General features: G+C 56.4%; 17 protein-coding genes. 9 read left to right on the top strand and 8 right to left on the bottom strand.

Annotated elements, in window-relative coordinates; all coding sequences use genetic code 11:
* Positions 1-83: 83 nt before the first annotated feature.
* The 8 genes from ABOC97_RS02010 to ABOC97_RS01975 all read left to right on the top strand — a co-directional run bounded on the left by ABOC97_RS02010 (position 84) and on the right by ABOC97_RS01975 (position 8691).
* Complete coding sequence (locus ABOC97_RS02010; RefSeq protein ID WP_349593410.1) at positions 84-1748, top strand: bifunctional 3-(3-hydroxy-phenyl)propionate/3-hydroxycinnamic acid hydroxylase; 1665 nt, start codon at positions 84-86, stop codon at positions 1746-1748.
* Position 1749: 1 nt separating this feature from the next.
* Positions 1750-2694 carry a 2,3-dihydroxyphenylpropionate/2,3-dihydroxicinnamic acid 1,2-dioxygenase gene (mhpB, locus tag ABOC97_RS02005; RefSeq protein ID WP_349593407.1) on the top strand — a complete coding sequence of 315 codons (945 nt, stop codon included), beginning with the start codon at positions 1750-1752 and terminating at the stop codon, positions 2692-2694.
* A 17-nt stretch (positions 2695-2711) separates the two neighbouring features.
* Positions 2712-3578 carry a 2-hydroxy-6-oxonona-2,4-dienedioate hydrolase gene (gene mhpC, locus ABOC97_RS02000; protein WP_349593546.1) on the top strand — a complete coding sequence of 289 codons (867 nt, stop codon included), beginning with the start codon at positions 2712-2714 and terminating at the stop codon, positions 3576-3578.
* Between the two features lie 9 nt (positions 3579-3587).
* Positions 3588-4397 (top strand): 2-keto-4-pentenoate hydratase, encoded by an 810-nt coding sequence (gene mhpD, locus ABOC97_RS01995; protein ID WP_349593404.1) that lies wholly within the window; start codon positions 3588-3590, stop codon positions 4395-4397.
* A complete protein-coding gene (mhpF, locus tag ABOC97_RS01990; protein WP_349593401.1) occupies positions 4394-5344 on the top strand; it encodes an acetaldehyde dehydrogenase in 951 nt (316 codons plus the stop codon). Before mhpD ends, mhpF begins: the two co-directional genes overlap by 4 nt.
* Positions 5341-6360 carry a 4-hydroxy-2-oxovalerate aldolase gene (gene mhpE, locus ABOC97_RS01985; protein ID WP_349593398.1) on the top strand — a complete coding sequence of 340 codons (1020 nt, stop codon included), beginning with the start codon at positions 5341-5343 and terminating at the stop codon, positions 6358-6360. The genes mhpF and mhpE overlap by 4 nt, the downstream gene beginning before the upstream one ends.
* A 108-nt stretch (positions 6361-6468) precedes the next feature.
* Positions 6469-7683 carry a 3-(3-hydroxy-phenyl)propionate transporter MhpT gene (mhpT, locus tag ABOC97_RS01980; protein ID WP_349593395.1) on the top strand — a complete coding sequence of 405 codons (1215 nt, stop codon included), beginning with the start codon at positions 6469-6471 and terminating at the stop codon, positions 7681-7683.
* 141 nt (positions 7684-7824) lie between these two features.
* Complete coding sequence (locus ABOC97_RS01975) at positions 7825-8691, top strand: aldo/keto reductase family oxidoreductase (protein ID WP_349593392.1); 867 nt, start codon at positions 7825-7827, stop codon at positions 8689-8691.
* Between the two features lie 102 nt (positions 8692-8793).
* On the opposite strand, the gene tnpA is transcribed toward ABOC97_RS01975, so the two are convergent.
* Both tnpA and azoR read right to left on the bottom strand, forming a co-directional pair.
* Positions 8794-9228, bottom strand: coding sequence for an IS200/IS605 family transposase (gene tnpA / locus ABOC97_RS01970; protein WP_041162689.1), 435 nt, complete (start codon positions 9226-9228; stop codon positions 8794-8796).
* A gap of 167 nt (positions 9229-9395) precedes the next feature.
* Positions 9396-9998: an FMN-dependent NADH-azoreductase gene (azoR, locus tag ABOC97_RS01965; RefSeq protein ID WP_234502176.1), complete on the bottom strand. Its 603-nt coding sequence runs from the start codon at positions 9996-9998 to the stop codon at positions 9396-9398.
* A gap of 200 nt (positions 9999-10198) precedes the next feature.
* Between azoR and hrpA the strand changes: the two genes are divergently transcribed.
* Complete coding sequence (gene hrpA / locus ABOC97_RS01960; RefSeq protein WP_349593389.1) at positions 10199-14101, top strand: ATP-dependent RNA helicase HrpA; 3903 nt, start codon at positions 10199-10201, stop codon at positions 14099-14101.
* A gap of 123 nt (positions 14102-14224) precedes the next feature.
* On the opposite strand, the gene ABOC97_RS01955 is transcribed toward hrpA, so the two are convergent.
* The 6 genes from ABOC97_RS01955 to ABOC97_RS01930 form a co-directional block, all read right to left on the bottom strand.
* Positions 14225-14884, bottom strand: coding sequence for an O-methyltransferase (locus ABOC97_RS01955; RefSeq protein WP_349593386.1), 660 nt, complete (start codon positions 14882-14884; stop codon positions 14225-14227).
* 21 nt (positions 14885-14905) lie between these two features.
* Positions 14906-16282 carry an efflux transporter outer membrane subunit gene (locus tag ABOC97_RS01950; protein ID WP_349593383.1) on the bottom strand — a complete coding sequence of 459 codons (1377 nt, stop codon included), beginning with the start codon at positions 16280-16282 and terminating at the stop codon, positions 14906-14908.
* The gene (locus ABOC97_RS01945) at positions 16279-17364 is read right to left on the bottom strand and encodes an HlyD family secretion protein (protein ID WP_349593380.1); all 1086 of its coding nucleotides are present in this window, start codon (positions 17362-17364) and stop codon (positions 16279-16281) included. The genes ABOC97_RS01950 and ABOC97_RS01945 overlap by 4 nt, the downstream gene beginning before the upstream one ends.
* 24 nt (positions 17365-17388) lie before the next feature.
* On the bottom strand, positions 17389-19041 hold the full coding sequence (locus ABOC97_RS01940; RefSeq protein WP_349593377.1) for an MFS transporter: 1653 nt from the start codon (positions 19039-19041) through the stop codon (positions 17389-17391).
* Positions 19041-19472 carry a MarR family winged helix-turn-helix transcriptional regulator gene (locus ABOC97_RS01935; protein WP_061283558.1) on the bottom strand — a complete coding sequence of 144 codons (432 nt, stop codon included), beginning with the start codon at positions 19470-19472 and terminating at the stop codon, positions 19041-19043. The genes ABOC97_RS01940 and ABOC97_RS01935 overlap by 1 nt, the downstream gene beginning before the upstream one ends.
* A gap of 148 nt (positions 19473-19620) precedes the next feature.
* The gene (locus tag ABOC97_RS01930; protein ID WP_349593374.1) at positions 19621-20943 is read right to left on the bottom strand and encodes an MFS transporter; all 1323 of its coding nucleotides are present in this window, start codon (positions 20941-20943) and stop codon (positions 19621-19623) included.
* Positions 20944-21136 lie beyond the last annotated feature (193 nt).

Raw genomic sequence — 21136 nt, 5'->3', positions numbered from 1 at the left:
TAAAAATATTTTTACATCAAATTAACAAATGAGCGTGCGTTAACCGCACACGAACGTTTGGTCCGAGCCGTGAGGTATTGAAAATGACAACATCCAATCCGGATATCCAACCTGCAGTGCAACACCATGCCCAGGTCGCCATCGCTGGCGCAGGCCCAGTCGGGCTGATGATGGCGAACTATCTGGGGCAAATGGGCGTTGAGGTATTAGTGGTCGAGAAGCTGGATAAGCTTATCGACTACCCACGCGCCATCGGTATCGACGATGAAGCGCTGCGCACGATGCAGTCCGTAAATCTCGTCGATAAGGTTTTGCCGCATACCACGCCGTGGCATGCCATGCGTTTCCTGACCCCGAAAGGCCGCTGCTTTGCTGATATCCAGCCGATGACCGACGAATTTGGCTGGTCACGCCGCAACGCGTTTATCCAGCCGCAGGTGGATGAGGTGATGTATCAGGGGCTAAAACGCTTCCCGAACGTCCGCTGCCTGTTCTCTCGTGAACTCGAAGCCTTTAGTCAAAGTGGTGACAGTGTCACTATTAATGTGAAGGGCGCTGACGGTGAACGTGAAACCATTAAGGCCGACTGGCTGGTGGCCTGCGACGGCGGTGCGAGCGTGATTCGCCGCACCCTCAACGTACCGTTTGAAGGCAAAACCGCGCCTAATCAGTGGATTGTTATCGATATTGCCAACGACCCGCTGGCCACGCCGCATATTTATCTGTGCTGCGATCCGGTGCGTCCTTACGTCTCCGCCGCGCTGCCGCACGGAGTCCGTCGCTTTGAATTTATGGTGATGCCGGGGGAAACCGAGGCGCAGCTCAGCCAGCCGGACAACATGCGCCAGCTGCTCAGCCAGGTGTTGCCAGACCCGGACAACGTCGAACTGATCCGCCAGCGCGTCTATACCCACAACGCTCGCCTGGCCGAACGCTTCCGTATTGACCGCATTCTGTTGGCCGGGGACGCCGCCCACATCATGCCGGTCTGGCAGGGACAGGGTTATAACAGCGGCATGCGCGACGCCTTTAACCTAGCGTGGAAACTGGCGCTGGTGGTGAAAGGAAAAGCCGGCGACGCGCTGCTGGATAGCTATCAGCAGGAACGCCGCGATCACGCCAAAGCAATGATCGATCTCTCGGTTACCGCCGGCAACGTGCTAGCGCCAGCGAAACGCTGGCATGGCACGGTGCGAGATGGCATCTCCTGGCTGCTGAACTACATCCCACCGGTAAAACGCTACTTCCTCGAAATGCGTTTCAAGCCGATGCCGCAATATCGCGAAGGGGCGCTGCTGCTGGAAGGCGACGCGAAACGTTCGCCGGTCGGCAAGATGTTTATTCAACCGAAAGTGACCCGGGAAAACGGCGATGTGATGCTGCTTGATGAGGTGATTGGCGCAAAATTTGCGGTGATCGCCTGGGGCTGTAATCCGCTGTGGGGAATGAACGCCAGCCAGCAGGCTCAATGGCGCGAGTTAGGCACCTGTTTTATCCAGGTGGTGCCGGAAGTGCAAATCCGTACCCCGCAGGACAATTTCGACGGCGTTATTCGCATTGGCGATAACCAAAACCGCCTGAAAACATGGTTTGCCGCGCAGGACGCATCGATTGCCATCGTGCGCCCGGACCGCTTTGTCGCCGCGCTGGCGATTCCGCAAACTCTGAGCCAAAAACTTGAACAGTTGGCTCGCGTGATGGCGTTAACCAGCGATGTTTCTGGCGTTAGCATTGAAAAGGTGGCCTGAGATGAACACCTACCTTCACTGTCTCTCCCACACGCCATTGGTGGGTTACGTTGACCCTGAGCAAGCGGTGCTGGACGAAGTTAACGGCGTGGTTGCCGCTGCGCGCGAGCGTATTGCGGCCTTTGCGCCGGACCTGGTGGTGCTGTACGCCCCGGATCACTACAACGGCTTTTTCTACGATGTGATGCCACCGTTTTGTCTGGGTGTTGGCGCTATCTCGATTGGCGACTTCTCCAGCGCATCGGGTGAGCTGCCGGTACCTACTGAACTGGCGGAAGCCTGCGCCCATTCGGTGATGAAAAGCGGCATCGACCTGGCTGTCTCCTACTGCATGCAGGTGGATCATGGCTTTGCTCAGCCGCTGGAGTTGCTGCTCGGCGGGTTGGATAAGGTGCCGGTATTGCCGGTGTTTATCAACGGCGTCGCCACGCCGCTACCGGGGTTCCATCGAACCCGCATGCTGGGTGAAGCGATGGGACACTTCCTGTCAACGCTGAACAAGCGGGTGCTGATTTTAGGGTCCGGCGGGTTATCACATCAGCCGCCGGTGCCAGAGTTAGCCAAAGTCGATGCGCATATGCGCGATCGCCTGTTAGGCAGCGGCAAACAGCTTCCGGCCGAAGAGCGCGAACTGCGTCAGCGTCGGGTGATTGAAGCCGCCGAGCGATTTGTCAAAGACCAGAAAACGCTGCATCCGCTGAATCCTATCTGGGACAACCAGTTTATGACGCTGCTTGAGCAGGGGCGTCTTTCGGAACTGGACGCTATCAGCAACGAAGAGCTGTCAGCCATTGCCGGTAAATCGACGCATGAAGTGAAAACCTGGGCCGCCGCCTTCGCCACGATTAACGCGATGGGTCACTACCGCACGGAAAATCGTTATTACCGCCCGATCCCTGAGTGGATTGCCGGGTTCGGCTCACTGAGCGCCAAAACAACGAATTGATTAAGCAGGAGAATATGATGAGCTATCAACCACAAACCGAAGCCGCAACCAGCCGTTTTCTCAATGTTGAAGACGCTGGACAGACGCTGCGCATTCACGTTAACGACTGTGGTCAAGGCGCTGAAACCGTGGTTCTGCTGCACGGTTCCGGACCGGGCGCGACCGGTTGGGCAAACTTCAGCCGCAATATCGACCCGTTAGTCGAAGCGGGCTATCGCGTACTGTTGCTGGACTGCCCGGGCTGGGGTAAAAGCGACTCTATCGTCAATACCGGTTCCCGTTCCGACCTTAACGCGCGCATCCTGAAAAGCGTGGTCGATCAGTTGGATATCGAGAAAGTGCATCTGCTGGGTAACTCGATGGGTGGACACAGCGCGGTGGCTTTCACCTTAACGTGGCCTGAGCGGGTGGGCAAACTGGTTCTGATGGGCGGCGGCACCGGCGGCATGAGCCTGTTTACCCCGATGCCGACCGAAGGCATCAAGCTGCTCAACGGTCTGTACCGCGAGCCGACCATCGAAAACCTCAAGAAGATGATGAACATTTTCGTCTACGACACCAGCGATTTGACCGAGGCGCTGTTTGAAGCCCGCCTAAGCAATATGCTGTCGCGTCGCGATCACCTGGAAAACTTCATTAAGAGCCTGGAAGCCAACCCGAAACAGTTCCCTGACTTCGGACCGCGTTTGGGTGAAATCAGAGCACAGACGCTGGTGGTCTGGGGTCGTAACGACCGTTTCGTGCCGATGGACGCCGGGCTGCGTCTGCTGTCGGGCATTAACGGTTCGGAGCTGCACGTGTATCGCGATTGCGGGCACTGGGCACAGTGGGAGCACGCGGATGCGTTCAACCAACTGGTACTGAACTTCCTCGACCGCGCCTAAGGAATCGACATGTCAAATTACTCTCTGGAGTCGCTGGCGCAGGCTTTACGCCACGCCGAAGAGCACGGCCAAACCACTGAGCCGCTGCGCGATATTATCGGCCCGCAAAATGCAGAGGCGGCGTATGCCATTCAGCGTATTAACGTCGAGTTCGGCGTGGCGCAGGGACGTCGCATTGTGGGGCGTAAAGTGGGGTTAACCCATCCCAAAGTGCAGCAGCAGTTGGGCGTTGAACAACCGGACTTCGGCACGCTGTTTGCCGATATGTGCTACGGCGATAACGAAACCATCCCGTTTAGCCGCGTGCTGCAACCAAAGATTGAAGCGGAAATTGCGCTGGTACTGAACCGCGATTTACCGCACGCCGACACCACCTTTGATGAGCTGTTCAACGCCATTGAGTGGGTGGTTCCGGCGCTGGAAGTGGTCGGCAGCCGCGTACGAGACTGGTCGATTAAATTCGTTGATACGGTAGCGGATAACGCCTCCTGCGGCGTGTATGTGGTCGGCGGCCCGGCACAGCGTCCGGCGGCGCTGGATCTGAAAAACTGTGCCATGACCATGACGCGTAATAATGAAGCGGTTTCTAGCGGACGTGGCAGCGAATGTTTAGGTCATCCGCTCAACGCCGCCGTGTGGCTGGCGCGCAAAATGGCTAGCCTCGGCGAACCACTGCGGTCGGGCGATATCGTCCTGACCGGGGCGCTCGGCCCGATGGTGTCCGTCAATCCAGGCGATCGTTTTGAGGCGTTTATCGAAGGCATTGGTTCGGTATCCGCGGCGTTTTCGGCCAAAGAGCAAGAAGGAAAGCAGTCATGAGTAAATGCAAAGTTGCCATTATCGGCTCCGGCAATATCGGTACCGACCTGATGATCAAAATTCTTCGCCACGGCAAGCATCTGGAAATGTCGGTGATGGTGGGGATAGACCCTAATTCCGATGGTCTGGCTCGCGCCAGCCGGATGGGCGTCGCGACCACTCATGAAGGGGTGAGCGGGCTGATGGCGATGAAAGAGTTCGCCGATATCGACATTGTGTTTGACGCCACCAGCGCCGCCGCGCATATCAAAAACGACGCTGCTCTGCGCGCGGCCAAACCCGATATTCGTCTGATTGACCTGACGCCAGCGGCGATCGGCCCGTACTGTGTACCGGTGGTCAATCTGGATAAAAACCTCTCCCAGGGCAATGTCAATATGGTGACCTGCGGCGGTCAGGCGACGATCCCAATGGTGGCGGCAGTTTCCCGGGTGGCGAAAGTGCACTATGCCGAAATCATCGCTTCGATTTCCAGTAAATCCGCCGGCCCGGGTACCCGCGCCAATATTGATGAATTTACTGAAACCACTTCCCAGGCGATTGAAGTGGTCGGCGGCGCGGCGAAAGGCAAAGCCATTATTATCCTCAACCCGGCAGAACCGCCGGTGATGATGCGTGACACGGTCTATGTGCTGAGTGAAGCGGCGTCTCAGGTGGAAATCGAAGCCTCCATCGACGAGATGGCCGCGGCGGTGCAGGCCTATGTGCCGGGCTATCGCCTGAAACAGAAAGTCCAGTTTGAGGTTATTCCTGCGGATAAACCGGTCAACATTCCTGGCGTCGGGCAGTTCTCCGGGCTGAAAACGGCTGTCTATCTGGAGGTTGAAGGGGCGGCGCACTATCTGCCTGCTTACGCTGGCAACCTCGACATTATGACCTCGGCGGCGATGTCGACCGCCGAAAAAATGGCCCAAACGCGGGTGAACGTGGCAGGAGAAGTCGCATGAACGGTAAAAAACTCTATATCTCGGACGTGACGCTGCGCGACGGCATGCACGCCATCCGCCATCAATATTCGTTAGACAACGTGCGCCAGATAGCCAAAGCGCTGGATGACGCGCGCGTTGACTCCATCGAAGTGGCGCACGGTGACGGCCTACAGGGCTCCAGCTTTAACTATGGTTTTGGCGCCCACAGCGACGTTGAGTGGATTGCGGCGGCGGCAGAAGTGGTGAGCCACAGTAAAATCGCCACGCTGCTGATCCCCGGTATCGGCACGCTGCACGATCTCAAAAATGCGTACCAGGCGGGGGCGCGCGTGGTGCGCGTCGCCACGCATTGCACCGAAGCGGATGTTTCCGCCCAGCATATTGCCTATGCCCGCGAACTGGGAATGGACACCGTTGGTTTCCTGATGATGAGCCACATGACCACCCCGGAAAATCTGGCGAAGCAGGCCAAATTAATGGAAGGCTACGGCGCGACCTGTATTTACGTGGTGGACTCCGGCGGCGCGATGAACATGAATGACATTCGCGACCGCTTCCGCGCGCTCAAAGATGTCCTTAATCCCGAAACGCAAACCGGGATGCACGCTCACCATAACCTGAGCCTGGGCGTGGCCAACTCGCTGGTGGCGGTGGAAGAGGGATGTGACCGTATTGATGCCAGCCTCGCGGGGATGGGGGCGGGTGCCGGTAACGCACCGCTGGAGGTGTTTATCGCCGCCGCGGATAAACAGGGCTGGCAGCACGGTACTGACCTCTATGCACTGATGGCGGCTGCCGACGATCTGGTGCGTCCATTACAGGATCGTCCGGTCCGCGTTGACCGCGAAACATTAGCGCTGGGCTACGCCGGGGTCTATTCCAGCTTCCTGCGTCACAGCGAAGTGGCCGCTGCGCGCTATGGCCTAAGCGCGGTCGATATCCTGGTGGAACTGGGTAAACGGCGGATGGTTGGCGGTCAGGAAGATATGATCGTTGACGTGGCGTTGGATCTGAAAGCCAAAGCGCAAGCCTGATAATGATCCGGTCGGCAATGTCCCGACCGGCGAACGAGAATGAAAAAAACAATGTGGCCGGCAACGTATCGGCCACCTTTTAACCTGCACTCTACAAAAGGTCGCACGATGTCGAATATTACGAATGTTTCCTCACCTCCTAATACCTCACGCCTGATGCAAACCGTCGGGCTTTGCTTTTTAGTCGCGCTGATGGAAGGGCTGGATTTGCAGGCCGCCGGTATCGCTGCCGTCGGTATTGCTCAGGCATTTACGCTAGATAAAATGCAAATGGGCTGGATTTTTAGCGCCGGTATTCTCGGGCTGCTGCCCGGTGCGCTGTTTGGCGGCATGCTGGCGGACCGTTATGGCCGCAAGAAGGTGCTGCTGGGCTCGGTGGCGCTGTTCGGCCTGTTCTCGATTGCCACTGCGTTAGCGTGGGATTACCCGACGCTGGTATTTGCTCGCCTGATGACCGGCGTTGGCCTGGGTGCGGCGCTGCCGAACCTGATTGCGCTGACCTCCGAAGCGGCAGGCCCGCGTTTTCGCGGCACGGCGGTTAGCCTGATGTACTGCGGCGTGCCGATTGGTGCCGCGTTGGCGGCGGCGATGGGCGCAAGTGGCCTGGCGCAGGCGTGGCAAACTATATTCTGGGTCGGTGGTATCGTCCCTTTATTATTGGTGCCCCTGCTAATGTTCCGCCTGCCGGAGTCACAGGCATTCAGCGCGCAGCAGCAGGACACGCCCATGCCGCTACGGGCGATTTTCGCCCCTGAGACTGCCTCCGCCACGCTGCTGCTGTGGCTGTGTTACTTCTTCACCCTGCTGGTGGTGTACATGCTGATCAACTGGCTGCCGATGCTGCTGGTGGATCAGGGCTTTAGCGCTTCACAGGCTTCCGGCGTGATGTTTGCGCTGCAAATGGGGGCGGCACTGGGTACGCTGATGCTGGGTGCGCTAATGGATAAACTCAGCCCGCTGAGCATGTCGCTGCTGATTTATAGCGGCATGCTGGCCTCGCTGATTGCACTGGGGGTGGCAAACTCATTTAGCCTGATGCTTATTTCTGGCTTTATCGCGGGGATGTTCGCGACCGGCGGACAGAGCGTGCTTTATGCGTTAGCACCGCTGTTTTATCGTACGGAAATCCGTGCTACCGGCGTGGGTACCGCCGTGGCAGTAGGGCGATTGGGCGCTATGAGCGGTCCGCTACTGGCGGGAAAAATGCTGGCGTTGGGCACCGGAACCGTAGGCGTAATGGCGGCATCGGCCCCGGGAATTGTGCTGGCCGGCGTGGCGGTATTTTGGCTGATGAAAAAAGATCAACGCAAGGGTGCTCGGTAAAACGCTGAGCGTTAAATCGTCAACCACATCTTAAAATGCCATGATATTTTTTAATGTTATGGCATAAAAAGCACAGTTATCCCGACACTAGCGTTCCTATACTGTTCGTCACATTCATCATGAAGCAACAGGCAGGACGTTATGACCCAGTACGGCACGTTTTCCCTTGGTTCCCACTTTGTTAATCGCCTCGGTTACGGGGCGATGCAGTTAGCCGGTCCCGGCGTATTTGGCCCGCCAAAGGACCGTCATGCTGCGATTGATGTGCTGCGTGAGGCGCTGGCGCTCGGCGTTAACCATATCGATACCAGCGATTTCTACGGTCCGCACGTCACCAACCAAATTATTCGCGAAGCGCTGCATCCTTATGCCGACGATTTGGTTATCGTCACCAAAATCGGCGCCCGTCGCGGTGATGACGCTTCCTGGCTACCGGCATTTTCCCCAGAAGAGCTGAAGCAGGCGGTGCATGATAACCTGCGTAACCTCGGCCTTGAGGTGCTGGACGTGGTCAACATGCGGGTGATGATTGGTGACGGTCATGCGCCGCGTGAAGGTTCGATTGAAGCTTCGGTTAGCGTGCTGGCTGAGCTGCAGCAGCAGGGACTGGTGAAGCATATCGGGCTGAGTAACGTGACGCCAACGCAGGTGGCCGAGGCGCGCAAGGTGGCGAATATTGTTTGCGTGCAGAACGAATACAACATTGTCCATCGCGGCGACGACGCGTTGATTGACGCGCTGGCGCGTGACGGCATTGCCTATGTGCCGTTCTTCCCGCTGGGCGGCTTCTCACCGCTGCAATCGTCTACCTTAAATGATATCGCCGCATCACTTGGCGCGACGCCGATGCAGGTGGCGCTAGCCTGGCTGCTGCACCGTTCGCCAAATATCCTGCTCATCCCCGGTACATCGTCGGTGGCGCACCTGCGGGAAAATATGGCGGCGGCACAGCTAAAACTGTCGACGGAAACGCTGGCGGCACTTGACGGTATTGCGGCAAAGGGCTGACGAGAGGCGTGATGGCTGCATGAACAAGTAAAAGACCACCTTCTGAGAAGGTGGCTTTTGAGAATGCCCCCTGTAAGGGGGGCTACTTTCAATTTCCGCTCACTACTCTAACAATTCCATCTGCTGTTCATGCGTTTGTTCCGTTTTCTCCTGATGCCTCACATATCGTCTGATTATTTCTTCATTCACCCCTACCGTATCTACAAAATAACCTCGAGACCAAAAGTGATTGCCCCATAGCTTCTTTCTTATGTGTGGAAAGCGGTTGTAGAGCCTGATAGCGCTGCGGCCTTTCAGATGCCCCATCAAAGTGGATATCGAGATTTTCGGTGGGACAATGACCACGAGATGTACATGATCTGGCTGAACATTTAGCTCCAGAACCTCACAATCTTTGATTCCGCAGAGAATGTAGATTGTCCTATAAAGTTCTTTGCCCAGTTTATCTTTCAGGATCCTGAAACGGTACTTCGGCGTCCAGACTATGTGGTATTTGCAACGCCAATATACATGTGATGAACTCCTGTAAAGCCCCATGTCAGTTTGTCTCCTTTTACTTGTGGTGAGTAAGTAGAGATATTCCGACATGGGCATTCTTCAGGCTATAGCCTTACAGGAGCAATCACCACCTCCCTAGGAGGTGGTTTAGGGGTGACAACAAAAAACCCTGCGATTAAGCAGGGTTTTTCTATTGCGTGGTGCGATTAAGCAACCAGGCTATCGATGGTCGCTTTGGCATCGGAAGTCGCTTTGGTTGCCACTTCTGGACCGTAAGCGATACCTTCTGCGAAGACCACGTTCACGTCGGTGATCCCGATGAAGCCCAGGAACACGTTCAGGTATGGGGTGATCAGGTCAGTTGGGGAATCTTTGTGGATACCGCCACGGCTGGACAACACGATAGCACGTTTGCCAGTCACCAGACCTTCAGGGCCTTTCTCGGTATAACGGAAGGTAACGCCAGCACGAGCAATCAGGTCGAAGTAGTTTTTCAACTGAGTTGGGATGTTGAAGTTGTACATCGGTGCCGCGATAACAATGACATCGTGGGCTTGCAGTTCGGCAATCAGCTCGTCAGAGAGCGCCAGTGCTTCCTGCTGGCGTGGCGTCAGCGGGGTGTCGCTTGGACGCAGCGCGCCAACCAGTTCGCCATCCAGTACTGGGATTGGATTTGCAGCCAGGTCACGGACGGTGATTTCGTCAGCGGAGTGCTTTTCGCGCCACTGTTCAACAAAATAGTCGGACAGCTGACCTGATTGAGAGTAGCCTGCCAGGATGCTGGATTTCAGAACCAATACTTTGCTCATAGGTAATTCCTTATATTTGATTGACGGGCGTTGCCCTGTTGCTTGATGACACTCTATTCACATTCCTGCCACAGAGAAAGCGCAATATATCGAATTCTATAGTCAGTTTTTTTGAACAAGGCATGAAATAGACAAATGTGGTACGCTAGGACCATACTTTATAAGAGCTTTTTCCTGGCAGTACGCTGCCCAATAACACTATGACAGAACAACAGAAAATCACCTTTGCGATGCTGAATCAGCGCCTTGAAGCCCTGATGCTGCGGGACAAACAGCGCTTTGCCCGTCGATTACACGGTGTTAAAAAGGTTAAAAATCCTGATGCTCAACAGGCCATTATTCAGGAGATGGCGCAAGAAATTGAACAGGCTGCCGGTAAAGTCGTGCTGCGCGAAGCCGCACGTCCGGTGATTGATTACCCGGAAAATCTGCCGGTTAGCCAGAAGAAACAGGCGATTCTTGAAGCCGTACGCGATAACCAGGTGGTTATTGTGGCGGGGGAAACCGGTTCGGGGAAAACCACCCAGCTACCGAAAATCTGCATGGAGCTGGGCCGCGGGATTAAAGGCCTGATCGGTCATACCCAGCCGCGTCGCCTGGCGGCGCGTACCGTCGCCAACCGTATTGCTGAAGAGTTGAAGACCGAGCCGGGTGGCTGCATCGGTTACAAAGTGCGTTTTAGCGATCACGTCAGCGATAACACCATGGTTAAGCTGATGACTGACGGTATTTTGCTGGCTGAGATCCAGCAGGACCGCCTGTTGATGCAATACGACACCATCATTATTGATGAAGCGCACGAACGCAGCCTGAACATTGATTTTTTGCTCGGCTATCTGCGCGAGCTGTTGCCGCGTCGTCCGGATTTAAAAATCATCATCACCTCGGCGACCATCGACCCGGAACGCTTCTCGCGCCACTTTAACAACGCGCCGATTATCGAAGTTTCCGGTCGAACCTATCCGGTGGAAGTCCGCTATCGACCGATTGTCGAAGATGCTGATGATACCGAACGCGATCAGCTGCAGGCCATTTTTGATGCCGTCGATGAGCTGGGTCGTGAAAGCGCGGGCGATATCCTGATCTTTATGAGCGGCGAGCGCGAAATCCGCGACACCGCCGATGCGCTGAGCAAGCGCGACCTGCGGCATACCGAAATTCTGCCGCTGTATGCGCGGTTATCAAACAGCGAGCAGAACCGGGTCTTCCAGTCGCACAGCGGGCGTCGCATCGTGCTGGCGACCAACGTCGCCGAAACCTCGTTGACCGTGCCGGGGATCAAGTACGTCATTGACCCGGGTACCGCGCGTATCAGCCGCTACAGCTATCGCACCAAAGTGCAGCGTTTGCCGATCGAGCCGGTGTCACAGGCCTCGGCAAACCAGCGTAAAGGCCGCTGCGGGCGTGTGTCTGAAGGCATCTGTATTCGTCTGTATTCCGAAGATGACTTCCTGTCGCGCCCGGAATTTACCGACCCGGAAATCCTGCGTACCAACCTGGCTTCCGTTATCCTGCAGATGACGGCGCTGGGGCTGGGCGATATTGCCGCGTTCCCGTTTGTTGAAGCGCCGGATAAGCGCAACATTCAGGACGGCGTGCGCCTGCTCGAAGAGCTGAGCGCGATTACCACCGACGAACAACAGACTGCCTATAAACTGACGCCGCTGGGCCGCCAGTTAAGTCAGTTACCGGTTGACCCACGTCTGGCGCGTATGGTGCTGGAAGCGCAAAAACACGGCTGCGTGCGTGAAGCGATGATCATCACTTCGGCGCTCTCCATTCAGGATCCGCGTGAGCGTCCGATGGACAAAAAGCAGGCATCGGATGAGAAGCATCAGCGTTTCCATGACAAAGAGTCTGACTTCCTGGCCTTTGTTAATCTGTGGAATTATCTCGGCGAACAGCAAAAAGCGCTGTCGTCGAACCAGTTCCGCCGTCAGTGTAAGCTGGAGTTCCTCAACTATTTGCGCGTGCGCGAGTGGCAGGATATCTACACCCAGCTGCGCCAGGTGGTGAAAGAGCTGGGTATCCCGGTGAACAGCGAACCGGCGGAATATCGCGAAATTCATATCGCGCTGTTGACCGGCCTGCTGTCGCACATCGGCATGAAGGATACCGACAAACAGGAGTTTACCGGTGCGCGTAACGCGCGGTTCTCCATCTTCCCGGGATCTGGGCTGTTTAAGAAGCCGCCGAAATGGGCGATGGTTGCTGAACTTGTCGAAACCAGCCGCCTGTGGGGCCGTATTGCCGCGCGTATCGACCCGGAATGGGTTGAGCCGGTGGCGCAGCATCTGATTAAACGCTCGTACAGTGAACCTCACTGGGAGCGCGCGCAGGGCGCAGTGATGGCGACCGAGAAGGTGACAGTGTACGGCCTGCCGATTGTGGCGGCGCGTAAGGTCAACTATAGCCAGATTGACCCGGCGCTGTGCCGCGAGCTGTTTATTCGCCATGCGCTGGTCGAAGGCGACTGGCAGACTCGCCACGCCTTCTTCCGCGACAACTTAAAGCTGCGCAGTGAAATTGAAGAGCTGGAGCATAAATCGCGCCGCCGCGACATCCTGGTGGATGATGAGACGATGTTCGAATTTTATGACCAGCGCATCAGCCACGACGTGATTTCCTCGCGCCATTTTGACAAATGGTGGAAGCAGGCCAGCCGGGAAACGCCGGATCTGCTCAACTTTGAAAAGAGCATGCTGATTAAAGAAGGGGCGGAGCAGGTCAGCAAGCTGGACTACCCGAACTTCTGGCATCAGGGCAACCTGAAGCTGCGTTTGACCTATCAGTTTGAGCCGGGCGCGGATGCCGACGGCGTGACGGTGCATATTCCGCTGCCGCTGTTAAATCAGGTCGAAGAGGCCGGGTTTGAGTGGCAGATTCCGGGGCTGCGTCGTGAACTGATTATCGCGCTGATTAAATCGCTGCCAAAACCGGTACGACGTAACTTTGTCCCGGCACCGAACTACGCGGAAGCGTTCTTAGGCCGCGTGACGCCGCTGGAGCTGCCGCTGCTTGATTCGCTGGAACGTGAGCTGCGCCGGATGACCGGCGTCACCGTTGAGCGCGATGCCTGGCAGTGGGATCAGGTGCCCGATCACCTGAAAATCACTTTCCGGGTTATCGACGACAAAAACAAGAAGCTGCAGGAAGGGCGCGTCTTACAGGATTTGAAAGATGCGCTGAAGGGCAAAGTTCAGGAGACGCTCTCTTCGGTTGCTGACGACGGTATCGAACAGAACGGACTGCACATCTGGAGCTTTGGCGACCTGCCTGAACGCTATGAACAAAAGCGCGGCAACTATAAGGTGAAAGCCTGGCCGGCGCTGGTGGATGAACGAGACAGTGTCGCTATCAAACTGTTTGATAACGAGCTGGAACAGCAGCAGATGATGTGGCGCGGTCTGCGTCGCCTGTTGCTGCTGAACATCCCGTCGCCGATTAAATATCTGCACGAGAAGCTGCCGAACAAAGCCAAGCTCGGACTCTACTTCAACCCGTACGGCAAGGTACTGGACCTGATTGATGACTGTATCTCCTGCGGCGTTGATAAGCTGATTGACGAAGCGGGCGGCCCAGTGTGGACCGAGGCCGGTTTTGCTGCGTTGCATGAAAAAGTACGCGCTGACCTCAATGAAACGGTGGTCGGAATTGCCAAACAGGTTGAGCAGATTCTTACTGCGGTGTTTAACGTTAACAAGCGGCTGAAAGGGCGCGTGGATATGACCATGGCGCTGGGGCTGTCGGATATCAAGGCGCAGATGAATGGCCTGGTGTATCGCGGATTTGTCACCGGCAACGGTTTCCGTCGATTAGGCGATACGCTGCGCTATCTGCAGGCGATTGAAAAACGGCTCGAGAAAATGGCGGTCGACCCGCATCGTGACCGTGCGCAGATGCTGAAGGTGGAAAGCGTACAGCAGGCGTGGCAGCAGTGGTTGAACAAGCTGCCTCCGGCGCGCCGGGAGGATGAGGACGTGAAAGAGATCCGCTGGATGATTGAAGAGCTGCGCGTTAGCTTCTTCGCGCAGCAGCTCGGAACGCCGTATCCGATCTCCGATAAGCGTATTCTGCAGGCAATGGAGCAGATCGTCGCCTGATCCCGGCGGCGCTGCGCTTGGCCCCGGCGGCGCTTCGCTTGGCCGGGCTACGATGATGGTGCTGTGTTTGGAGGCCCGATAAGCATAGCGCCATCGGGCAAAGGCTTGTTGCCGGGACGTGGGTCAGGCGTTGACCCACGCCAGCGTAAACCCATCCCAGCCTTTAATGCCGACCGTTTGCAGCGCCGTGGCCGTCAGGCGCGGATCGTTACGCATCATCTCGATAAAACGCCGGACTCCCTGTACCCGCTCATCGGCGCTAGCTGGGTTGGTGACTTCACCGTCGCGCACCACGTTATCGCCAATAATCAGCGTGCCGGGGCGGGAATATTTCAGCGCCCATTGCAGGTAATACGGGTTATTGGGCTTATCGGCATCAATAAAAATCAGGTCGAACGGGGCATCGGATTCCAGCGTCGCCAGTGAATCCAGCGCCGGACCTTCGTGCAAGGTCACCCGTTCGGCAAGACCGGCAAGCTGGATGTTCTCTCGTGCGACCCGCGCGTGCAGTGGGTCGGCTTCCAGCGTCACCAGCCGTCCGTTCTCAGGAAGCTCGCGTGCCATCCAAATGGTACTGTAGGCCCCCAGCGTACCGATCTCCAGAATCGATTTCGCCCCTACCATCCGCACAAACAGCGCCAACAGTTGCCCCTGATTGGCGGCAACGTCATGTGCCGGTAGACCGGCGCGATGGTTGTTTTCCAGCACCTGAGACAAGACTTCGTCATCAGGAATTAAATTGTCTATCAGATAGTTATCAACTTCAGACCACTGTTTTTGCATTGTGACACCCTAATGGATTTGTCAGCCTGACAGCGAAGACCAGCCGCCTCCTAGCGCCCGGTAAAGATCTATCTGCGCCAGCAGCAGGTTGTTTTTGACCTGTACGACGCTAATTTGCGTTGAGAACAAGGTGCGCTGGGCGTCCAGCACATCGAGATAGGAAGAGTAGCCATTGCGATAGCGATTCTGCGCAATTCGCAGCGTCTCCTGGGCTACTTCCTCTTGCCCCTTCAACTCCGCCAACTGCTCGCCATAACGGCTGATGGCGTCGAGGCTATCGTTTACCTCTTTAAAGGCGCTGCGCACCGTCTTTTCATAGCCGTACAGCGCCTGATTACGCTGCGCCATCGACACGTCGACCTGCGCATTCAGCGCCTGGCGGTTCAGTAATGGAGCAAGAATACTGCCGCCTAAACTCCATAAACGCAGCGGATTATCGAGCAGATCCGCTAGCGTTCTATCCTGATAGCTGCCGGTGGCGGTGAGGTTAATTGACGGCAGCAGCTTCGCCTGCGAGGAGGCAAGCGTGGCATCGGCGGCAACTAACTGACGCTGCGCCTGCACAATATCCGGGCGGCGATTAAGCAGAGTCGACGGCAGCTGCGATGGCAGCGCCAGCGGCGTTAATTGGTCAAACTCATTGCGCTTTATCGAACCGGGATTGGCACCTAACAGCACGCTCAATGCGTTTTCCTGCTGCGCTATCTGATGCCGGAGCAGCGGCACCTGCGCGCGGGTTGAACGCAGCTCGGAATCGGCCTGCATTAGCTCAAGACGCGAAGTGTAGCCGGTTTCAAACTGCCGTTTCGCCAGGTTATAGGCGTCCTCACGGGATTTTAACGTCTGCTCGGTGACGTGAAGCTGTTGATCCAGCGACAGCAGGGTGATGTAGCCGACGGAGACCGAGGTGGCGACGGTCAGACTGGCGGCAGCGGCGGCGGCTTTTTGCGACTCGAGGCTGGCCTGGGCCGCATCCGCGGCGCTGCGGTTGGCTCCCCAGAGATCGACATCGTAGCTGGCGGTCAGGCCACCTTTGTACAACGTACTGTGGATTGGCTGGCCAGTAGCGGCTGATTGTGCCCGCGCGCGGGAGCCGGATAACCCGGCATCCAGCGTCGGAAACAGGCTGCCGTCGGCGGCGTAAACCCGCGCCTGGTATTCATTTACCCGTTCGCGGGCAATCAACACGTCGCTATTATGGCGCAGCGCCTGGTCAACATACTGGTTGAGGGCGCTATCGTGGAAATTGCGCCACCACACGCCTTCCACGGCGCTGGTTGGGCCAATATCGGCACGCCAGGCGGCGGGGATAGCAAGCGTTGGGGCAGCACGCTGAATATCTGCCGATTGGCAGCCCACCAGCGCGAGAGTCAGTGCAAGGGCAACGGGGCGGATCATTTCTGCGCCTCCGCGCGGGTATCTATCGTCACCTGTACCGACATCCCCGGACGCAGGCGCTGGCTATTCTTTTGGTCCGCATCGACGGCAATACGCACCGGAATACGCTGGGCTATTTTGACAAAGTTACCGGTGGCGTTATCCGGCGAGATGGCGCTGAACTCCACGCCGGTGGCTGGGGAAATACTCTGCACGGTACCGTGGAATTTTTCACTGTTTAACGCGTCCACGCTAAACGTCACCGGTTGGCCCACGCGCACGGTAGCCAGCTGCGTCTCTTTTAGGTTAGCGATAACCCAGTGCTGCGGTGGAACCAGCGGCGCGAGGTGCGTCCCGGCGGTCACGTATGCACCAAGACGCACTGCAACTTGTCCGAGCTGACCGTCAGTGGGGGCGATAATCTGCGTATTGTGCAGATCGATTTCCGCCAGTTCCAGCGCCGCTTTAGCATTGGCGACGTCCGCCTGCAGCGCATCGCGGTTGACGATGGTGGATTGCAGATCCTGACGCGACATCTCCAGCGTAGCCTTGGCCTGTTCGATATCGGCGCTCCCTTGGGCGGCGCTGGCGCGAGCGGAATCACGTTCGCGAATCGACAGCGAACCGTCGGCGGTCAGGTCCTGCACGCGCTTTAAATCCGCCTGAGTTTTCAGATTCTGGGCGCGGGCATTTTGCAAGGCGGCATCGTTACGGGCTATCACCGCTTCAGCGCTTTTACGCTGCTGAAGGTTATTTTTCAGCGCCGCCTCTTTCATCGCCAACTGAGCCTGTGCCTGATGCACCCGCTGTTTATAGATGCGGTCATCAATCTGGAACAACAACTTGCCTTTTTTGACCTGGTTAAAATCCTGTACGTTCACCCCGGTGACGTAACCGCTGACCTGCGGGCTGATAAACGTCGTCTGGCCCCGAACGTAGGCGTTGTCGGTAAACTGGCTGTGACGGGTAAACGGCGGCAACTGCCAGGCGTACAGGATGACCAGTACGCCAACCAGACCGATGGCCGCTGCGGTAAAAATCGAAACCACGCGGATATTATTGCGGGTGTTGGCCTGTTGCCTGGCCGCATCCTGCTGACTCATAACGACTCCAAATCTCTCTTGTTGTTATTTGCTGCCCGTTGCGCGCTTAAGCGCAACATGAGCGGTAATACGCATTCTTAATAATCGCCAGAATATCCACAGCAGCGTGGCGGCGGAGATGGCCGCCGTGAGCAAGTAGGTGTCATTGTAGGCGAGAATATTGGCCTCAAGCGTTGAGGCGGTCTGTAACAGGGTATTGGCTTGAACATTGAGCAGCGTGCTATCGCCAATCTGGCTTTGGTATTGCTGAATATATAGCTGCAAACGGTCGTTTATCAGCGGGTTCAGCGTCGTTATCTGGTCGGCTAGCTGGCTGGAGTGGAACTTCTCGCGCCAGGTCTGGAAGGTGCCGAGAATGGCGGAACCGAGCAGGCCGCCAATATTCTGGCTCATGCCGAATAGCACCGAGAAGCTGACTAGATTGCGCTGGTCGGCAATGACGCCACCGATACCAGCGAGCATCGCCGGCGCGAGGAAAAAGGCGCTGCCGAAACCGAGCAGGAACTGACTCAGCATTAATTGGTCCGGGCGGGTGAGGCTGGTGGACTGACTGTCGAGCAGCGAGGCAATCATAATTAGCGCTAGCGCCGTGGCGGTGGGCCAGTAAAGGCGCGTAGGGTTGAGCGTCAGGCAGCTGGCAATAATCCCGCACAGAATACCGGCAAAAATAGACCACGCCAGCATGGTCATTTGCTCGTTTTGCAGCCCGACAAACTGCAGCCAACCGATAACGCCGGTGTTCTGCTCCGCCAGCACGATGCGGATTAGCACCATAATTAACCCCAACCGCAAAATACTGCCGCTGGAGAGCCAGCGCGTATTAAGCAGTGGATTGGTGCGGTTATGCTCAAAAATAATGGCGCTGATTATCAAAACCACCGCTGCCGCCAGCGACCAGCCAATCCACGGGGCGTCAAACCACCAGTCAAGACGGCCAAGCGACAGCACCGCGCAGATAAGACCCATCCCGGGGGCTAGCAGAATAAAGGTAATAAAGTCTTTTTTCTCAAACACTTTCTTGCGATCGCTTGGCGGGAGTTTTAAGGCAATCACGCAGGCCAGCGACACCAGCGCGAGGCCCAATTCGAAGAAATAAAGCCCACGCCATTCGTCAATTTGCAAAAGCTCGGTAGAAAACAGCCGGGCGAGGGGGATGGCCAGCGACGAGCCGGTAATCCCGATGGTTAGAGCCTTAAGACGATGCTTCGCTGGCCACGCCTGCACCTGATAGTAAATCCCTAACGAACTGAGCGCCGCCGCCACCATACCGTGCGCGGCGCGCACCATCAGCGCGGAATTGAGATCGTTGACGAACAGGTGGAAAAAAGTCACCAGCACATACAGCACCAGAAAACCTTCGGTAAATGCCCGCAGGCCAAACTGCTGGCGGAATTTCACCAGCAGCAGGTTGATGGAGACGTTGGTCATCACGTAAACCGCTGGCAGCCAAGCGATTTCCGTCGACCAGGCGGCGAATGAACCCTGCAGGTTTTGTAGGTTGGCGGTGACCACCGCATTACCTAGCGCGCCTGTCAGGCATACCAGCAGCCCGACGATACCGTAGGCCACGCGTTTAGCCGGGCGGTGAATGGGGGTTGACGGCGAACCGAGAATCGCCGGTTTTTCGTGAGGCGCCCAGTCGTGTGGGGCGTAGGGATCGCGACGCGGTGGCGACATTATTTCTTCTCCACTTCACGCAGCAGTTTTAACAGCACCTCATAGGTTTTTTCCTGCTCCTCAGGGGTGATAACGGTGAGGATCTCTTCGCGAAGTTCATCGGCAACCGCTTTGACCTGATGAAACAGTTCGCGGCCTTTTTCCGTTGCCACCAGCAGACGTTTGCGCTTGTCGCGCTCGGTGATCACCCGTTCGACCAGCCCTAAATCCACCAGTTTATTAATCAATGGCACCACGGTGGCGCTTTCAACGCCCAGCTCTTGCGCTAACTCGGTTTGTGAAAGCGGCTGCTCGTTTCGGGCTATCGCGGCGACGGCCACCCAGGTGGCCTGGCTCATGCCAAGATCTTTCAGCCGCCGATTCACGGCCAGCCGCCAGTGGTGGGCGGTGAGATAGAGGAGATGGGAGAAATTAAGCTGTCGGTTATCCATGGCGAATTATTCATAATCATTAGAGCTCTAATGAGTTTACGTTCGGCGGAAACCATAATTCAAGTGAATATAAAAAATAAGTGTTATCTGAGAGGAACGGTTGAGGTTAGGGAAAGCCCGACTTCATGCGCGAAGCCGGGCGGCGGCGTTAGATTTGGCTGGTTTGCGCATTGACCACGGCGGACTGGCGTTTGCTGCGGCTGGCAAAGAAGATTGCCGTCAGCGAGATAGCCACGGTGGTGCCCAGATACCAGGCGACCGGCACCCAGTCACCGTCATATTTTGCCAGCAGACCGGTGGCGATAAGCGGGGCGGTACCGCCAGCCAGCGCGGCGCCAATCTGGTAGCCCAGAGTGATACCGGTATAGCGGACGTTCGCGCTGAAGATTTCTGAACACAGCGTGCCCAGCACGGCGGTAATCGGCGCCCACAGAATACCGAACATCACTACCGTTGCGAGCATAATCGCCCAGGTGGTGCCGGTGTCCAACAGCATAAACCACGGCACGATAAACAGCCCCAGCAGCGTAACGCTCAGTGCATACATGCGCTGGCGGCCAATCTTATCGGACAGCAGCCCCATCAATGGGATCATCACGGTAGCAACCAGCGCCCCGAGGGTGACGGCTTCCAGCACCTGGGATTTTTGATAGGTCAAGGTGGTGGTGGCGTAGCTGACCACGAAGGTCGAGAAAATATAAAACGGTGCGGTTTCAACCACTTTCAGACCGGCGGCAATAATCACTTCACGCCAGTGGTGTTTCAGGGTTTCACGCAGCGGCGCTTTGGCGACCTGACCGGACTCTTTGACCTTTTTGAAGTCCGGCGTTTCATCGATGTCTTTACGGATCCACAGGCCAACCAGCACCAGAGCGGCACTCATCAGGAACGGGATGCGCCAGCCCCAGGAGAGGAACTGCTCTTCGCTAAACATCGTCATCAGCGAGACAATAAAGGTCGCCATCAGCATCCCGATGGTGACGCCTGCCTGCGGGATGCTGCCGAAGAAGCCTTTACGCTTCTCTGGCGCATATTCATAGGCCAGCAGCAACGCGCCGCCCCATTCGCCGCCGATGCCAATCCCCTGAATAATGCGCATCAGAATCAACAGAATCGGGGCCCAGATACCAATCTGGTCATAGGTTGGCAGTAAACCAATCATCACGGTTGCACTGCCCATCAGCGAGAGGGTCAGGACTAAGGTCTTTTTACGACCAATACGGTCACCAATGTGGGCGAAAATAACCCCGCCAATGGGACGAATAAAGAAAGTCAGCGAGAAGGAAAGATAGGAGAGAATCAAGCCGATAACCGGGTCAACCATCGGGAAAAAGATTTTGTTGAACACCAATGCGGCGGCCGTGCCGTAGAGAAAATAGTCAAACCATTCAATGGAACTGCCCGTCAGGCTCGCAATCAGGACCCTTTTGTTCTTTTTCAGGATCGTGGTGCTGCTTTCTTGTATTGTCATGAAGAATAACTCCCGCCACATTGGGTTAAAATCAGGTGGCACCTTCGGGGTGGAAGGGTACAACCGGAATTGTGAAAAAGGTTGCTTGAATGTTAAGCAACTTAGATATGAGCGTTATCTTTGGCAAGCGTGGTGTTGAAATTTGTGAGCCAAAATGAGTCTTGTTTTTGTTTTAATGAACTTAATTTTTGCG

This window comes from Kluyvera huaxiensis, assembly GCF_040149365.1.
In the GTDB taxonomy this organism is placed as follows: domain Bacteria; phylum Pseudomonadota; class Gammaproteobacteria; order Enterobacterales; family Enterobacteriaceae; genus Kluyvera; species Kluyvera intermedia_A.
This window is presented reverse-complemented; position numbering and strand designations above follow the sequence as displayed.

Bases quoted from the DNA above. Each gene is read 5' to 3' on its own strand.
- ABOC97_RS02010 (WP_349593410.1), top strand. From the start codon at position 84: ATGACAACATCCAATCCGGATATCCAACCTGCAGTGCAACACCATGCC.
- mhpB (WP_349593407.1), top strand. From the start codon at position 1,750: ATGAACACCTACCTTCACTGTCTCTCCCACACGCCATTGGTGGGTTAC.
- mhpC (WP_349593546.1), top strand. From the start codon at position 2,712: ATGAGCTATCAACCACAAACCGAAGCCGCAACCAGCCGTTTTCTCAAT.
- mhpD (WP_349593404.1), top strand. From the start codon at position 3,588: ATGTCAAATTACTCTCTGGAGTCGCTGGCGCAGGCTTTACGCCACGCC.
- mhpF (WP_349593401.1), top strand. From the start codon at position 4,394: ATGAGTAAATGCAAAGTTGCCATTATCGGCTCCGGCAATATCGGTACC.
- mhpE (WP_349593398.1), top strand. From the start codon at position 5,341: ATGAACGGTAAAAAACTCTATATCTCGGACGTGACGCTGCGCGACGGC.
- mhpT (WP_349593395.1), top strand. From the start codon at position 6,469: ATGTCGAATATTACGAATGTTTCCTCACCTCCTAATACCTCACGCCTG.
- ABOC97_RS01975 (WP_349593392.1), top strand. From the start codon at position 7,825: ATGACCCAGTACGGCACGTTTTCCCTTGGTTCCCACTTTGTTAATCGC.
- tnpA (WP_041162689.1), bottom strand. From the start codon at position 9,228: ATGGGGCTTTACAGGAGTTCATCACATGTATATTGGCGTTGCAAATAC.
- azoR (WP_234502176.1), bottom strand. From the start codon at position 9,998: ATGAGCAAAGTATTGGTTCTGAAATCCAGCATCCTGGCAGGCTACTCT.
- hrpA (WP_349593389.1), top strand. From the start codon at position 10,199: ATGACAGAACAACAGAAAATCACCTTTGCGATGCTGAATCAGCGCCTT.
- ABOC97_RS01955 (WP_349593386.1), bottom strand. From the start codon at position 14,884: ATGCAAAAACAGTGGTCTGAAGTTGATAACTATCTGATAGACAATTTA.
- ABOC97_RS01950 (WP_349593383.1), bottom strand. From the start codon at position 16,282: ATGATCCGCCCCGTTGCCCTTGCACTGACTCTCGCGCTGGTGGGCTGC.
- ABOC97_RS01945 (WP_349593380.1), bottom strand. From the start codon at position 17,364: ATGAGTCAGCAGGATGCGGCCAGGCAACAGGCCAACACCCGCAATAAT.
- ABOC97_RS01940 (WP_349593377.1), bottom strand. From the start codon at position 19,041: ATGTCGCCACCGCGTCGCGATCCCTACGCCCCACACGACTGGGCGCCT.
- ABOC97_RS01935 (WP_061283558.1), bottom strand. From the start codon at position 19,472: ATGGATAACCGACAGCTTAATTTCTCCCATCTCCTCTATCTCACCGCC.
- ABOC97_RS01930 (WP_349593374.1), bottom strand. From the start codon at position 20,943: ATGACAATACAAGAAAGCAGCACCACGATCCTGAAAAAGAACAAAAGG.